The organism is Streptomyces natalensis ATCC 27448 (assembly GCF_000935125.1).
GTDB classification, from domain to species: domain Bacteria; phylum Actinomycetota; class Actinomycetes; order Streptomycetales; family Streptomycetaceae; genus Streptomyces; species Streptomyces natalensis.
Genome location: NZ_JRKI01000032.1, coordinates 68662 through 85443, shown reverse-complemented (window position 1 = coordinate 85443; position 16782 = coordinate 68662). Strand labels below are relative to the sequence as shown.

Genomic DNA, 16782 nt, shown 5'->3' with positions numbered 1-16782 from the left:
CGGCGTAGCCCGAAGCGCGTGCGGCATGTACTGGCGCGAGGGCGCCGCCTGGCGGAGTGCGGACGCGAGTTCGCCCACTCCCTGATCCAGGTGAATCGCCTTGCCCCTCAGGCAGGTTGATCGTTTCTTCTCGGTAGTCATGTCGGCATGAGAGCCAAGAAGACAATGATCGGTCTGTTGTCAGCTGCCCTGGTCGCGGTGACGCCGGCAGTGGGGGCGCATGCACAGGGGCAGACGCGGGTGGCGACGGTGCGCCAGCTCGTCGCGGATCTACCGGTGGCCGGTGAGCACCGCGAGGGCTACCAGCGCAGCAAGTTCAAGCACTGGGTGGATGCGGACAAGGACGGCTGCAACACCCGCCAGGAGGTGTTGAAGCAGGAGGCCGTGGAGGCGCCGGTGCAGGCAAGAGGCTGCAAGCTGACCGGCGGCCAGTGGTGGTCCTACTACGACGACACCGCCGTGAACGGCCCATCCGTCCTGGACATCGACCACATGGTCCCGCTCGCAGAAAGCTGGGACAGCGGGGCCTACGACTGGACGGCCAAGCGCCGTGAGCTGTACTCCAACGACCTGGCGTTCCCCAGGTCACTGGTGGCGGTGACAGCGAAGTCCAATCGCAGCAAGGCCGACAAGGACGTGGCCGAGTGGATGCCGCCGGCCGAGGACGCCAAGTGCCAGTACTTGGACGACTGGGTGTCGGTGAAGACCCGGTGGGCTCTGTCCGCGGACGACGCCGAGCATCGGGCGCTTCAGCAGCTGGCCGAGGCATGCCCGGACACCACACTGGACGTGCCGATCGCCTGAGCAGGACAGCAGCCATCGGTGCGTGGCCGCCGTGGTGGGGCCCGATCATGGCAAGCCGCTCCATGAAGTCGCGGCTTTCGGCCGTCCCTCGCACACCCGGACCGGACCAGGAACAGCGGCTCGCCGAGGTCTACGACGCCGGCCGTCCCTCGCACACCCGGACCGGACAAGTACCCGGTCTGCCCGATGTGCAAGGAGATCGGTCGTCCCTCGCACACCCGGACCGGACACTTCGTGACCTGGGGTTTCAGAACAGTTTTGCCTGTTCGTGGTGCGGGTTGGGGGACGTCGGCGGGTTGCTCCGCCGAGGTGGCGCCAGGCTGTTGGGCCTGGCGTCCATGTGTGCCTGAAAGGCATGGGCTAGATGGTCTTGCAGTCGAGCGTGGCGGAATTGGTAGACCGCGCCCGCTTGGCGCAGCACGCCTCGCTGGTAGGCGTCGTCCAGGAAGGCGATCACCGCCCACGGCAACCGCCCGGTCAGCGGCAGCCACATGCGTGAAAGGACCACCCATCGCCCCCATGCGGTCGCACTGAGCGCGTATCCGAGCCCACCTCCCAGCCCCCCTACGAGTCCGAACGCGAGGCCGTTGGCAAGTCCGGATACGAGCCCGGAATGGAGCCCGAGCACAAGCCCCTGAACGAACTCACCCCAGAGCCCGATCACAATTCCGACTCCAAGTCCGAACACGAGCCCCCACGCGAGCAACTCGAAGATCACAGTCGTGCGGTTTGTGTCCAATAGGTCGGAAGGGCTGACGGCAGTTCTGATGTCAATGGGAGCCTCAAGCCCGGCCAGGAGCCCGAACGCGAGTCCGCTCAAGAGCCCGTACACCAGCCCGTTGACAAGGCTGACCATGAGCCCGTTGACGAGCCCGGATTTGAGCCCGTTCAGGAGCTCATACCCGAACCAACCCACAAATCCGATCCCGAACCCGCCACCGAGCCCAGCCATGAGCCTGAACATGAATTTCTCACGCACCCGCCTCATGCCACCGATGATCCGCATTCGTACGCGCGACGGCTCAAGCGCTGCCTCTCCAGACCCGAGTTCGACCCCGAACCTGTGCAGGAGTCCGAAGGCCAACCCGCCCGCGAGCGCTGCCGCAAGCCCAGACACGAGCCCGTCCGTGAGCCCGAACATGAACCCGACCGCCAGCCAGTTCACGCACCCGACCACGAGCCCGAACACGATCCCGACGGCCAGCCCGGACACGAGCGCGACCACGAGTACGCGTGACGAACGGCGTGTGGTGTTGCCGAGTTGCCACCAGGCGAGGTCGCGCGTGCCGAGTTGGCTCAGGTGCTCGGCAAGGTAGCCGAGCCAATGTTGGACACGCTCGGGGTTCCAGCGCCGGTGATGCCCGTTGTTGAGGTGGCGGCGGTAGACCGTGGCGACGAAGTTGTCCAAGAGGTGATCTTCAATGGCCTCCGGGGTGCTGAACTGGTCGGCGTTCAGCAGCGCGGACGGGTCGTGGTCGGGGTTGTCGCTGTAAATGGTGCGGGCAAGCGCAACCATCAGGGGAATTTTCAGCACTGCAGCAAGACTGACGCTTACTCGGCTCTGGGGATGGTCGCGCAGCTCGTTCAGGACGGGATCCCACGCGGTCGCGGTGGCGCGGGTTCCGTTGGAGGCAGCCTTGCGGGTGGTGCGGGGCAGGTAGCTTTCCAGGTCCGTCAGGGTGAGATCGGTCAGTTCGATACCAGCGGCGGAGGTTAGTACATCGGCTTGCGCTACGGCGTAGGCGTATTCGGCGCGGCGGCTGGTCAGCACCAGCGGCAGGGTAGTGGCGTTGAGCTTTTCCAGCGCGTCACGGTGCAGGCCCTCGGCGATCTCGTCGAACCCGTCCAGGACGGGCAGGATACGGTCGGCCTCGACCAGCGAGGCGGCCAGCGTCGACCCACCAGGGGCGGTCGCGGCCAAGCCGGGGTAGTCGCGCACCAATTGGCCGGTCAGCCAATCCCGTAAGACGGTGGTTTCGGGGTTCCACGACCCGAGGCTGAAGATCACCGGTACGGCGTCGGCGGTGGTGCGGGTCCTCAGCAAGTCCAGGACGAAGCGTAGAGTCAGGATCGTCTTTCCCGACCCTGCTCGGCCTATCACCAACAGCCTTCCCGACGGCAACCGTCGGTACAGGTCTACGACCCCGTCCAGCTGGCCGGCCAAGGGCAGCGGGCCGGGTGTGACCCCGGCCGGTGCACGGCAGATGTTCGCCCAGTGGTCCGTCAAGTCCTCGGGTGCCGGTTGCCACCGCACGGGCAGCGGGAACGGGTCCTGTATTTGCCGCTGTTCCTCCTCACGCCGCCAGCGGGCGCCGACCGCTTGCGCGAGCTGTTCAGCAGCCTCCGCCGCGGGGTCCCGGAGCACCGCGCCAGAGCAGTCCATAACTGTCACCGGACCGCTGATCGTCCCTGCCTGGATCACCGGCCCGTAGACGGTCCCGCTCATCTGGTTGTGCGCGAAGTGCCCGCGTTGGGCTTCCTGCACGTCGGCGTGCTCGCCAGTCTCGGACTCCCGGATGGCGCGCACACCTGCTGCGGAACGCCCCGCGAGTTCCTCCCGTGTCATCCCTGCTCGAAGGCGCAGCCACCGCAGTAGCGCGCTGAAGTGCCTTGTCACATCGGCGCCTCTTCGTCTCTCAACGCTCCCGCTGCTGGACTCTAGCGCGCGTCGACCACACACGGCGGGCGCTAGCTGGGATCAGCGGGAGGGGAAGCGGCGGCAGAACGCCGCCGAGGAGATGCCCGCACCAGAACGTGTCGCGCTGATGGTGCTGGCGGAAAGCGTCCAGCTCGATGGGCTCTAGCGGGAGCGCCAGCGGCCGGTCGGAGTCGGCGTTGCCCAGGACTGCTGTTTGAATCCGCCGCCTGTCTAACCGCAAGAGCCCCCACCCTCCGTCGCCTCATCCCATCCTGCCAGCAGACATATCCGCCGAGCAGGCAGACGGACAGATAGCGTCAGGCCTTCGCAGGCGAAAGTGGCGTGTGAGGGATGCGTTGCTCGGGACAACCGTAGTGATGCCTTCGACCGTGCCCCTGTCCCGGCTGAAGAAAGGCTCGAACCAGCCCTGGCACCTGGGAGAACGCACGTGTCACGTGCGAACGCAAGGAAACGGAACCATCCCCGCGCCTGCGGGGAGAGCAACCGGACACCGATCTATCGGATCCCGCTAACCGAACCAGCCCCGCACGCATGGGGAGGCTCCACAATTCGGAATTCTACGGCCCCGGAACCAACCGAACCATCCTGCGACTGCGGGAACAACTCGTCCTGCAAGCCCAGGACCAGCGCGTTGGCCGAACCATCCCCTGCGTCTGCGGGGAGAACGGCGCCGGACGTCGTCCGGGTGGCCGATGAGCCGAACCATCCCTGCGCGTGCAGGGAGAACCGGGCCCAGGAACTGGCGCTGGTCACCGAGGTCGAACCATCCCTGCACGTGCAGGGAGAACTTCGTGCCGTGGAGCGGCGAAAGCCCTCGCAGCGAACCATCCCTGCGCGTGCAGGGAGATCGGCTACAAGACCCGGGTCTGGTACCAGCCCACCGAACCATCCCTGCGCGTGCAGGGAGATCCCTTGCTGACCTGCAGGGTTAGAGGTGCTTTGCTCTTCCGTTATCAACCTTCGAGTCAGGCAGGTTGCTCATCGCGCGGCGGCTTGCTGACCTTAGTTCAAGGTTAGGGGGAGTATGAGGGGGGTGATCGGGCTTGATGCTAATCATCCTTTTGGTCTAGCGTCGCTCGTGTGACGAACACTCCACTCTCCGTGTCTGAGCCTGACTTATTCCACCAACCGTGGATTCCGGTGACGCTAGTGGATGGCACTGACAACACCGTCGGGCTGCGCGATCTCCAGGTGCAGGCTCGGCATATCCAGCGCCTCGCTTTAGGTGTCCCGCCAGCCGAATCTGTACTGCTGCGGATCCTGTACGTTCTCGGCCTGCGCGCCGCCGGCCTTGACGCCATCGACGCTGACAGCCGGTACGAGCTGCTGGAGAAGGGGGAGTTCGACCCGGACCGGGTAGACGAGTACTGCAGCCGGTACGCGAACCGGTTCCAGTTGTTTCACCCGGAACGCCCGTGGATGCAGGACCCGCGCCTGGCTGACCAGATGGCCAAGCCGAACGGGATCCCGGCGCTCACCGTCTCCCGCCCCTCCAAGTCCAGCAGCACCCTCTTCGGTGCGTTCCATGACGGCATCACCACGGCCGTGCCTTGGGAGCAGGCGGTCATGCAGATGCTGTGCTGGTTCGGATACGGCCAGGGCGGCCCCACCGGCGTCGTCCGCGCGACCAGCAGCAACAAGGGCAGGCACTGCCGTATCGGCCCGTTCCGGGGTCGCATGTCCTACCACCCCACCGGCCGGAACCTGTTCGAGACGATCGTTCTCGGCATTCCGGAGACCGACCACGATCCGGGGCCCGGCGACGACCCCGCGCCATGGGAGAGCGACCTCAACGACCCTGACGCCACCCCACCCGAGGTCACCGGGCCGGTCACCCTACTGACAGGCCGCTACCAACACGCCCTGCTCCTCGAACCCACCGCCGACAAAACAGCTGTGTCGGACGCGTGGATTTCCTGGGCCTGGCCGACCACCCTCCCCACGGCCCCGGACCCGTATTTGATCTGGCAGGAGAACAAGAAGGGCGAGCGCTACCCACGAGACGCCGAGGCGCACCGGGCCCTGTTCCGTGACCTGGACGCACTGCTCCTCGAGCACACCCCCGACCGGCACGCCCATCGGCCGCTGATCATGGATGCGCTGCACGATGCTCCCCTCGACGTGCTCGACCACGCTGGTGTCACCGCCTACGGGTTCGCCCAGGACCGCGTCAACGCCGTCGACCACCAGTGGTGGAAGGCCCAGACCCCGCCCGTTCTGCGCGCCTTGCGGGCTGGGGAGCACGCCACCGCGGCTCGCATCGCTGAGACCCGGCAGGCTGCGGAACTCGCCGCCTCACGCCTCACCTGGGCTTTGGAAGGCATCGAGGCAACCACCTCGGCAACCGGCCTCGCCCGCGCCGCTGAACGCGACTACTGGCCACAAGCCGAGGCTCGGTTCTGGCGCATCGTCACCGAACACGACTGGCAGGCAACCGCGTTCGCGGCACTCGCTCTGGACATCTACGACGACATCGTCGACACCGCCGCCGCTACCGACCCGACCCGCATCATCCGCGCGGCTGTCCACCAGCGCGGAAAGATCGCCTCCCTCCTGCACCGGAAGGGCCCCGACGACCCGAAGGAGACGGCCGCATGACCACCCCCGCCCCCGCAGCCACCGGCGCCAAGAAACCGGTCACCATCAGCGTTGCTCAAGCCGACCGATTCATCCGGCACATCGTCACCACCTGCCGCCGCGACACCGCCGCCCGCCAGGCCCTCACCGCCGGCACCGGCCGGCCACCCGCCCACGCAGCGCGCGCCCACCGCTACATCGTCCCCCAACTCCACCGGATCTACGGCGACACCGAACCCGGCCCCGACACCGCATGGGCCTTCTACACCGTTGCCGCTCTCGCAGCCGCACACGACCCTCGGGCCACCCAGTTCCACCACGACCAGGACGACGACCCGGATCAAGACCCGCCCGCCGACAACAACACCGAGGGCGAAGACGCCGCACGCCGCGCCCGCGACCGCCGGCGCCGCACCGGATCTCTTGGCGCCGCCACCGCCGGCATGGACGCCCCCGACATCGAACCGGGAACCGACAACCCCGAGGGGCGCAACGCCCGCACCCTCCACACCCTCGCCGCCCAGGACCTCGACGGCCTCCACGCCCACCTGCCCCGCCTGCTACGACGCCTCGACGCCTCCAGCACCCTCCCGGACTGGGGCGTCCTCCTGGCAGACATCGCCCACTGGAACCGCCCCAACACCCGACAGCGCGTAGCCCTCCGCTGGGCCCACACCTACTACCAGACCCTGAGCAACCACACCCGCAAGGAGAACTGACCAGTGACCTTCCTGTGCCTGCACGCCCTGACCACCGTGCCCTTCAGCAATATGAACAGGGACGAGAACGGCGAGCCCAAGAAGGTGCTGTACGGCGGTGCCACGCGCGAACGCTGGTCGTCCCAGGCCCAGTCCCGCCCCCTTCGCCTCCACATCGAGGAGGCAACCGGCATCCAGGCCCTGCGCACCCGCCGCATCCCCCAGCAGCTCACCAACCGCCTCACCGCCCGCGACTGGCCCAACGACCTCGCCGCGTCAGCCGCTGAGCAGACCATGACCTCCGCCGGCCTCGGCGTAGACCGCAACGGCAACACCGTCCTCGCCTTCATCAGCGCCTCCGCGATCGACCAGCTCGCCGACCTCTGCGACACCCACCGCCAGGCCATCGAGCAACACGCCAACGACAACACCGGCAAAAAAAGCAAGAAAGGCTCAGCGACCGGCATCCCCGCCACCGACGTACAAAAGATCCTCACCAGCTCCAACGGCAGCATCGGACTGTTCGGCCGGATGCTCGCCGAACTCCCCGACGCCGGCGTGGACGCCGCCCGCCAGATGGCACACGGCTTCACCACCCACGCCGTCCCCAACGTGCCCATGTCCGACTTCTTCACCGCTGTCGATGACCTGCAGGGCGACTCTGAAACCGGCTCCGGCCACATGAACCACGCCTACTACGCATCCGGCACGTTCTACCGATATGCCGTCCTCGACCTGGACAGCCTCCTCAACAACCTCGACAGCGACACCGAAACCGCCCGCATCCTCGTCACCGCGTTCACCGACGGATTCATCCGCACCCTCCCCCAAGCCAAGAAGAACACCACAGCACCAGCCACCGCACCTGACCTGGTCCACCTCACCGTGCGGACCGACCAACCCCTCAACTACAGCCCCGCATTCGAGCGCCCCATCACCGACCACAACCGGTCCGGGTGGGCCGAACCGTCCCGCCAGGCCCTCGCCCACTACGCCCAGCGCCTGACCACCCTCATCGGCGACCCCGACACCGGAGCATCGCCCTGGTCCGGCTACGCAACCATCGCCGCCGACGACTACCCCGGCCTCGGCGCCCGGGCCACCTCCTACCCGGCACTCACCAAGACGGCCACGGAAGAACTGTTCGACGCGCATAACAAGACGGCAAAGCGCCCCTAACATTGCAGGTCAGGGAGAGTCTTCCCCGTCCACGCGGGGCTGGTTCGGCAGCACGCGAGCCCCTCCACCTCCCCACCCTGTCTTCCCCGTCCACGCGGGGCTGGTTCGTGGGTGTAGGCCCCAAGTTCCAGGCCGAGTTGGTCTTCCCTGTCCACGCGGGGCTGGTTCGGGCCAGGACGGCGCTCCCAAACCGGATCCTGCGTCTTCCCCGTCCACGCGGGGATGGGCTTCCCGCAGGCGCGGGACCGCTTCTAAACCTGGAGATTCAATGGATTACGGACTTCTTCTGCACCTTGCCGCGCCGATGATGTCGTTCGGTACCCATTCGGCATTCACGATCCGCGACACCCACAGCAGGCCCACCCGCTCGGCCCTGATCGGCCTGTGTGCCGCTGCCCTCGGGCTCCCCCGGGACGCCGACCTCACCGACCTGCGCCAGCTGCGGTTCACGATCCGTGCGGACCGCCCCGGCCAGCAGCAATCCGATTTCCACACTGCTGGTGGCGGGTACGCCGCCGCTCGGACAATCCCCAGCGCCGACGGAGGCCGCAAAAAGCCCTTCGTCGCGACCGTCATCACCCATCGGCACTACCTGGCCGACGCGGCATTCACCGTCGCCGTCACCGGACCAGCCGACATGATCGACGAGGTTGCTGCCGCCCTGGACCAGCCCCGCTACCCCCTCTACGCGGGCCGTCGAGCGTTCCCCCTCGCCGGCCCCATCCTCATCGCCCGCGTACCCGACCCCAACCAGGAACTGATCCGTCTCCCCCTCCACCGCGACGCCCAGCCGTGGGAAACCGAGGTCACGGTCGAATACGCCAGCGACCAACCCACCACCCACACAGCCCGCACCCTGCTCGCCGACGAACCCGTCTCCTTCGAGCCGCTCAACCGCACCCACCAGGAACGCCCCGAATACGTCACCACCCGCACCCACCCCGCCAACCAATGCGCCGGATACGGCACGGACTGGATCAGCGCCGTCGCCACCTACCGCAGCACCCTGGAGACCCTGTGACCACCCCCCTCGACACCCCCATCGGCCCGAACACCGCTGCCACATCTGCCTGGCTCACCCAGATCGTCCCCAACTACGACAGCTACTGGGTGCAGTGCGACCTCACCACAGGCGACGGCCTGCACAAGCGACTCATGAAGCTCGACGAGCAGCCCGCCGGCACCCCACACGCCCGCCAATCCGCAGGCCTGCTCTACCGGCTCGACGACACCCCCACCGGCCCCCTCATCCTGGCCCAAACCTGGCACCGGCCAGACCTGACGGCACTCCCTGACGACTACGGCCAAGCAGAAACCCGCGACATGACCGCATTCCTGAACCACCTCCAACAGGGACAGCAGGTCCGCTACCGCATCACCGCCAACCCCGTCCGCTCCCGAAGCCTCCGCGTACGCCGCGACATCCAGACGACTCACGGACTACGAGAACTCCCCCCGGACCGTGTACCCCTGGCCGGAGCCGACGCCGACCAATGGTGGACCAACCGCGCCGAGCAAGCCGGGCTCGCAATCCACAACCTCTCCCAGACCACACCGCCCGCCATCCTCATGAAAGCCCAGAGAGGTCAACGGCGCTATCGGCACACCCTGCTCACGTTTACCGGGTACGCCACCATCACCAACCTCTACGCCACCCGCGACGCGATCACCACCGGCATCGGGCGTGCCAGAGCGTACGGCGCGGGCCTCCTCTCCCTCGCACCCGCATAAAGAGACGGCAAAGTGCCTCCAACGCTGCAGGTGAGTAAGGGTCCTCCCCGTACACGCAGGGATGGTTCCGTGGCTGGCCCCTGCTCTTGCTCCGGGAGGGGACCTCCCTATACGTGCGGAGATGGATCCGCGGATGAGCTGCTCCGCCGGCTGCCCTTCCCCTGGGCGGGGGCTGTATTCCACCAATTCGGTGAAGGGAATAACGGATAGTGATCGATACCCGCATACGTGGCAAGCTGCGCGGCCTGGAGGACGTCAGCCCGGATGGCTACCCGCTGATCTGCCACCTCATCGACACTGCAGTGGTGGCCGAGGTCCTGTGGGACAGCTACCTGTCCCGTTCACAACACCGCCTGATCAGCCGCGCGTTGGGCCTGTCGGAGGTGGAGGCCCGAGCGACGGTGGCGTTGTGGGCAGGGCTGCACGACATCGGGAAGGCAGTGCCGCCGTGGCAGGGCATGATTGGCGGCCCCGGCGCCAAGGAGGGCTACGCGACCTCATCGGAGGGCGAGGACACGGCCCGTCGGCATGACACCGGTTCGCAGCTGCTGATACCGCCGCTGCTGGCTGAGCTGGGCTACGGCACAGTGCGAGACCTGCGCGGTACGCCCGCCGCGTTCGCTGGCATCGCGCTGGGAGGTCACCACGGATCGTTTCAGGCGCCGACCAACCCCCGTCTGCTCCCGTGCCCTCTGACCGCCTACAGGGCCCTGGGGGACGGCCTGTGGTCGGTGCAGCGGACACTGATCATGCAGGCCATTGACGCGGTGACCAGCCCACCCCGGCTGGCTGCCGACATCCGCATCCCTGGGTTCGTGATGCCGGTGATCACCGGCCTGATCATGCTCGCCGACTGGCTGGTGTCGCAGGAGCACCATCTGATCGGCCTCCTCAGGCAGGCCGCGCCGTTCGACGTGACATCGCCCCAGGCCGCGCTGGCATGGGCCAAGAAGGTCCGCCCGCTGTGTGAGGACCTGCTGGACGAGGCCGGACTCACAGCCCCCACCCCCGCGGCGCCTGCGCCGTTCGACGACATGTTCCCGCACATCGACACCCCCAACCCCCTGCAGACATCGATTGCCACCCACCTGCCAGATCTCGCCACCGGACCCGGCATCCTCCTCATCACCGCGCCGCCCGGCGACGGCAAAACCGAAACCGCCCTGTACGCCGCCCACCACCTGGCACACACCTGCGGCACCCACGGCCTGTACGTGGCGCTGCCGACACAAGCCACCGCGAACCAGATGGACGGCCGCGTCAGAACGTGGGCTGAAAGCCATCTGCCGGCACGGTCAACGCTCCTGCACGGCGCCGCATGGATGCACGACGACACCCCTGACGCCCGCGTCATCACCGGACACGGACCGGACCTGTCAGCCACCCGCTGGCTGCGAATCAACAACCTCCGCGGTCTCCTCGCCCACCTCAACGTGGGCACCATCGACCAAGCCCTCCTGTCCGTCCTGCCCCTGCACCGCAACCCGCTACGGCACCTCGGCCTGTCCGGCAAAACCCTCGTCATCGACGAGGCACACGCCTACGACGCCTTCACCCAGGCCCTCCTGCTCCGGCTCCTGCAATGGTGCGGCGCCTGGAAAACACCCGTGATCGTCATGTCCGCCACCCTCACCGGCACCACCGGCGCTGCCCTCGTCAACGCCTACCGCAAAGGCGCCGGCCAACAGACAGCCACCCTGGACGGCGCCTACCCCGGCTGGTGGTGGTCCCCCGCCGACACCGAAACCATCCAGACCGCCCCCGAACCTGTGAGGTCGTCACGTGAACGCACCCTCACCGTCACACGACGCGCCGCCACCACCAGCACTGCCCTACTCGCCATCCACCGCGAACTCGCACCCCTCCTCAACGACCAGGGATGCGCAGCAGTCATCTGCACAACAGTCACCGAGGCCCAGACCACCTACAGCCAGATCGCCGAAACCCTCAAAGCCGAACAGCACACAGACACCGACCTACACCTTCTGCACGCCCGGCTCCCCCAGTGGCAGCGCGCCGACTACACCGCCCGGGCCGAAACCGCCTTCGGCCGCGTGGACAAGCCCACCACCCGCCGGCCCCGCCGCGGCATCATCGTCGCCACCCAGGTCATCGAGCAGTCCCTCGACCTCGACTTCGACCTGATCATCAGCTGGCTGGCGCCCTTCGAGCTCCTGATGCAACGCGCCGGCCGAGCACACCGCCACGGCCCCGACATCTGGAAAAAAGCCGGACTCACCCGGCCCACCTGGGCCAACACCAACCCCCGCATCACCGTGCTCGTCCCCACCCACACCAACGCAACACCCGACTACGCACCACCCCGCTGGGGCGAGGTCTACCAGCCATCAGCATTGCAACGCACCGACGAGCTCATCACCCGCCTCACCACCCCCATCGGCATCCCGCACACCCTCCAACCCCTCCTGGAAGAGTGCTACGACCCCGCATTCACCAGCACCTCCCCCGAGACCCTCGCCAAAACCGACGCGGCACGCCTCGGCGACGACGCAGCCCGCCGAGCCCTCGCCAACCTCGCCCTCATCCCCACACCCACCCGCGTCTCCTACAGCAACCTCCACCGGCTCACCGAATCCACCACCGACCCCGACCTCATCACCACCCGCCTCGGAGCCGACGCCCTCCAGCTCATCCCCACATTCCTCGACCACGCCGGCAACCACTACCTCGACCCCGAACGCACCACCCGCTTGCCCCAGCACGGCTCGGCAACAGGCGGACGATTCACCAAGAAACAGGCCCGCGACCTGATGCGCTACGCCGTGCCCGTCAACGCCACCGGCTGGCCCGAACGACTCCCGGACGAAAACCGCCCACCAGCGGCCTGGGAACGCGACCCCCGCCTCGCCCGGCTTGCTGTTCTGCCTCACCACCCCACCGCCGGCGGCTGGTCCACTCTCCCCATCGCCGGGCGCCGCATGCACCTCGACCCCACCCTCGGCATCGTGACCCAACGCGCATAACGCGCTGTCAGACGGCGCCCGTACGATGGCCGCGTGTACACCTCGAAGGTTGATAACAGAACAGCAAAGGACTCCTAACGCTGCAGGTCAGCAAGAGTTCTCCCCGCAGGCGCAGGGATGGTTCGGTGCTCGGTCGTTTGAAGAAGCGCGGCCTGGTGTTCTCCCCGCAGGCGCAGGGATGGTTCGCGCGTCTTGCGACGGCCGATGTTGTTGCCGATGTTCTCCCCGCAGGCGCAGGGATGGTTCGCTCCCGCTCGTGGAGGCCGACATGCCTCTGTCGTTCTCCCCGCAGGCGCAGGGATGGTTCGCAGCAGGGGCGTTCAGGACCGTTTGGGGGGCGGTTCTCCCCGCAGGCGCAGGGATGGTTCGGCAGATACGAAGCGGCCGTCCTCAGCTGGAGAGTTCTCCCTGCAGGCGCAGGGATGGTTCGCTGTGGTCTGGCCGATTCCGGGTCAGGTTGGTGTTCTCCCTGCAGGCGCAGGGATGGTTCGCTGATCACAGGGGCGGCGGAGTCGGGCAGTATGTTCTCCCTGCAGGTGCAGGGATGGTTCGACGACGGACACGGGGATGATGGGCCACGCCTTGTTCTCCCCGCAGGCGCAAGGATGGTTCGGACCCGCTTACCCGCCCGCTCGTGGAACGCCTGTTCTCCCCGCAGGCGCAGGGATGGTTCGGAACCACCAGCGGGAATGCCGAAGGCCGGTGAGTTTTCCCTGCAGGTGCAGGGATGGTTCGACGACGGACACGGGGATGATGGGCCACGCCTTGTTCTCCCCGCAGGCGCAAGGATGGTTCGGACCCGCTTACCCGCCCGCTCGTGGAACGCCTGTTCTCCCCGCAGGCGCAGGGATGGTTCGGAACCACCAGCGGGAATGCCGAAGGCCGGTGAGTTTTCCCTGCAGGTGCAGGGATGGTTCGTAGACGGTGACGGGGGCCTGGTCGGCGACGAAGTTCTCCCCGCAGCCGCGGGCGTGGTTCGGCCCCGCCGGAAAGCGATACCACCGATGGCTGGTTTTCCCCGCAGCTGCGGGGATGGTTCGCCGCTCTTGACGTCGGCTTTGGCGATCTCGGAGTTCTCCCTGCACGCGCAGGGATGGTTCGGAGGGGACGCCGAAATCGGCGCCCCGGGTGCGGTTCTCCCCGCAGGCGCGGGGGTGGTTCGTAGGCCAGGTGGTCTCCGATGCCCTGCGCACCGTTTTCCCTGCAGGCGCAGGGATGGTTCGGAGCGCAGCAGCTCCCTCGCCTCCGCGGCCAGGTTCTTGCCGAAGGCGCAGGGAGGGTTCGACCTCTTCGGCCAGGAACGGTTCCAGCCGTTGGGTTTCCCCGCAGGTGCGTGGATGGTTCGTCTGTGCACTGGGTGGTCGATGTCGACTGGTCGTTCTCCTCGCAGCAGAGGGGATGGTCCGGTGATCCGGGCGGAGCAGAGCGTGCGGGGTCGGTTCTCACCACCGCTCAGCCTGCCCCCAGGTGGTGTGTTCGAGGACCAAGTGATGGGTGCCCGACAGGCGCCGTGCCCGGTCCAGCAGCCGCCCAGTGAACAGCCTCCTGGCCGACGTCTCGCCATAGTGGTCGATGTGGTCGATGACGAGCTGTGGGTCCTGTATCGCCCGCGCACGCCAATCACAGACCTGCTCGCGGGTCAGTTCCTCGAGGTCCAGCTCCTGGCCGACCTCGGCGGGCTCCGGCTCCGGAGCGGGAATGACGGCGGCCGGGCGGGGAGCGGGCAGTACGACCTGAGCCACCGGCGCAGCCGGGATGGTGGCCTCGGCGGCGGCCTGCCTGGCACGGGCGTGCTCCCACTCCCGCTCGCGGGCCCACGCCCTGGCCGTCACGTCCCGGTGCAGCTGCCGCTCGGTGGCCGCCCGCCGCTCCGCCTCGGAGACTCCGGGCATCGCGGTGTCGACGGTGGCCGCGACCGCGCGGCGCTGCGCACGGCGGTCGAGCTGCCGGTCCTCGCACCGCGGGCAGCCCCGGCCCGAGTCCAGCAGTGCACCGTCGTCGCACCGGGGCTCAGCACACCCCTGACGCCGCGGCAGCGCCCTACCGATCAGCCAGCCCACCGGGTCCGTGATCGAAACGCCCAGCCGCATCTGCTCATCCAAACGCCGAGTGAGGCGGTCAGCGAGGACCTGTGGCGCATCGATGCGGCCCACATGGCCCGTCACCCAGGCCAGCTCACGGCGCGCCGCAGCCTCCACCAACCTCCGGGCAGCCCGGCGCTCCAGGCGCGCCCACACCAGGTCGACCGGGGCCAGGACGGCCCGCAGGTCCTCCGGTGGAAGGGGCACCCTCCCCCACTGCTGCCTGCTCTGACCCGAGCCGTCGACGATCCGCGCGTGAGCGTCGGCCACCGGCCCGAGGGGGCCGGACTTCTCGCTGCTCGACGGGGTCTCGTTCGGCTGTTCCCCGCGCAGCGGGCCGCCGTCCTCGCGCACGCACGCGCGGTCCGGCAGACCAGGGTTCCCCCCACGGCTCTCGCCGGAAAAACCACCAGAGAGCGAGAGAGACGAGACGGGAATAGCCAGGGAAGGGTGGTCAGTGTGAAGGGTTGCCGCATCATCGGGCTCTGCAACTGCTGCCTCATCGACCCCCGGCACGCCGCTGACCTGCGGCTCTTCCTCCGACTCAGGAACCTCACTAGCCCCTGCCGCAACGTCGGGCTCTGTGGAAACGGGATGCGGGACCGCCGCGCGGTCCTCCTGGCCGTCGGCAACACTGCCCCGGCCGTGCGCGGCGGCGACCGCCGGCACCATCAGCCGCGTTCGGTGCGCGAGACCGGACGCCGTCCGCAGCCGGATGCGCCTCACCACGCCGCGGCCCTCCAGCCGCTCCAGCACCCGCTCCCCCGCCGACGCAGTGCAGCCCAGCAGCCGGGCCACCGTCGCCGCCGCGCGGCCGCGCTTGGTGTCCACCGCGCCGCCACACTGCCGCACTCGCCCGGTCTCCCGCGCCTCCAGCACCAACAGCAGCAGCGCGAGGCGGTCCGTCGCCGCGCCGCGGCCCGTACGCGACCCGAGCAGCCCGGCCGGAGTGACCCGGCCGTCCCGGTGTGTCCAACCAGGTGCCATCACGGCCTCCAGCAGCCGCAGCAGCGTCGCGAACTCCGGGCGCCGCAGCGCGAGTGGGTGACCTGCCGCCTCCCGGGCCTTCCACAGTGGCAACACCCGGCACTCCAGGCCGTCATGCTGGCCGAACTCGCCCTCCGACGTGACCACGGAGACCACGCCGGACCGCTGCAACACCGGCAGCACGTTGGAGGCGACATAGGACGCAGACAGTCCCAGCCACCGGCCCAACTCACCTGTACGGATCTGCACCACACCCGACGCCGACGGCGTCCGCGCCGCCAGGACCACCGTGGCCAGCCGTACCGCATCCGATGCACTCTCCACGCCAGCCGCTTCCAGCAGCGTGCGCACCGCAGCGCCCAGCCGGGCGCGGGCATCCCGCCCCAGCGCCAACGGGCGACCCGCGCCACGGACCGGCACTGGTCCAGCCTGCGCGGGCATCGACCGCAGCCGACGCCGCCGCGGGGGAAGTCCGGCCGGAGTGTCGACCGCGTCGTCGTCGATCGATAGCCGCGGGCCGGGAACCATGACGGCGGCCGCCGCCGCCGCGGCGCTCACCAGCGCACCCGCAGCGAAGCGGACACGGAGGCCGGGGTGAGGACGAGGGCGGAGCAGCTGGTCACACACAGAGAGGGGACCGACAAACGGCCAGATGTGACACGCATCCGAAAAAAGATCGTCTGGCGGCTCCGGATCCGTTGCCCCCGAGCCGGCCGCTGCCCATGAGACGGGGGCGCGGTCGGCGGCTGAAAAGGATCACTGACGGTGGCCGAAACCGACCGGCACGACCGCAAAAAACGCCCAAGGCGCGCCATTCGGGCATGGCTGGGCTGGCCAAAGGTAGACCGGTGATGCAAAATGACACCGCTCCGCTTCACGTGGATGCGTACAACGAAGCCCCTCGTGGCGCTTCGGGTTCGTGGAGAACCAAGATTCGAACTGTTCGCCCGGCTGCTAACCGGCGAACAATCCCTTCGGGGGCCTGCTAAGCCTCCGGAGACATGTGGGGCGCTGAGCCGAGGTGCTGCTAACACCGAGTGGCTGAGCGTCCCAGGCGGCTAAGCCGCCCCAGCTCCTAAGTC

General features: G+C 68.1%; 9 protein-coding genes and 1 CRISPR repeat array. Of the genes, 7 read left to right on the top strand and 2 right to left on the bottom strand.

Annotated elements, in window-relative coordinates:
- Nucleotides 1-147: 147 nt before the first annotated feature.
- Nucleotides 148-804, top strand: coding sequence for an HNH endonuclease family protein (locus SNA_RS24425; RefSeq protein ID WP_052808980.1), 657 nt, complete (start codon nt 148-150; stop codon nt 802-804).
- A gap of 247 nt (nt 805-1051) precedes the next feature.
- On the opposite strand, the gene SNA_RS24420 is transcribed toward SNA_RS24425, so the two are convergent.
- The gene (locus SNA_RS24420) at nt 1052-3331 is read right to left on the bottom strand and encodes an NACHT domain-containing protein (RefSeq protein WP_063752388.1); all 2280 of its coding nucleotides are present in this window, start codon (nt 3329-3331) and stop codon (nt 1052-1054) included.
- Between the two features lie 1212 nt (nt 3332-4543).
- Between SNA_RS24420 and casA the strand changes: the two genes are divergently transcribed.
- The 6 genes from casA (at nt 4544) to SNA_RS24390 (ending at nt 12632) form a co-directional block, all read left to right on the top strand.
- Nucleotides 4544-6061, top strand: coding sequence for a type I-E CRISPR-associated protein Cse1/CasA (casA, locus tag SNA_RS24415; RefSeq protein ID WP_078970162.1), 1518 nt, complete (start codon nt 4544-4546; stop codon nt 6059-6061).
- Nucleotides 6058-6759, top strand: a complete 702-nt coding sequence (gene casB, locus SNA_RS24410; protein ID WP_030065863.1) for a type I-E CRISPR-associated protein Cse2/CasB — start codon at nt 6058-6060, stop codon at nt 6757-6759. The genes casA and casB overlap by 4 nt, the downstream gene beginning before the upstream one ends.
- Before the next feature lie 3 nt (nt 6760-6762).
- A complete protein-coding gene (cas7e, locus tag SNA_RS24405; RefSeq protein ID WP_037789589.1) occupies nt 6763-7917 on the top strand; it encodes a type I-E CRISPR-associated protein Cas7/Cse4/CasC in 1155 nt (384 codons plus the stop codon).
- A gap of 268 nt (nt 7918-8185) precedes the next feature.
- The gene (gene cas5e, locus SNA_RS24400; RefSeq protein WP_030065861.1) at nt 8186-8938 is read left to right on the top strand and encodes a type I-E CRISPR-associated protein Cas5/CasD; all 753 of its coding nucleotides are present in this window, start codon (nt 8186-8188) and stop codon (nt 8936-8938) included.
- Nucleotides 8935-9648, top strand: a complete 714-nt coding sequence (gene cas6e / locus SNA_RS24395) for a type I-E CRISPR-associated protein Cas6/Cse3/CasE (protein ID WP_157880076.1) — start codon at nt 8935-8937, stop codon at nt 9646-9648. Before cas5e ends, cas6e begins: the two co-directional genes overlap by 4 nt.
- A gap of 209 nt (nt 9649-9857) precedes the next feature.
- Complete coding sequence (locus tag SNA_RS24390; protein ID WP_051877281.1) at nt 9858-12632, top strand: CRISPR-associated helicase/endonuclease Cas3; 2775 nt, start codon at nt 9858-9860, stop codon at nt 12630-12632.
- Between the two features lie 96 nt (nt 12633-12728).
- A CRISPR array of direct repeats spans nt 12729-13611; the repeat unit is 29 nt; unit sequence GTTCTCCCCGCAGGCGCAGGGATGGTTCG.
- Nucleotides 13612-14074: 463 nt separating this feature from the next.
- Here SNA_RS24390 and SNA_RS24385 read toward each other — a convergent pair.
- Nucleotides 14075-16258, bottom strand: a complete 2184-nt coding sequence (locus SNA_RS24385; protein WP_241779816.1) for a hypothetical protein — start codon at nt 16256-16258, stop codon at nt 14075-14077.
- Nucleotides 16259-16782 lie beyond the last annotated feature (524 nt).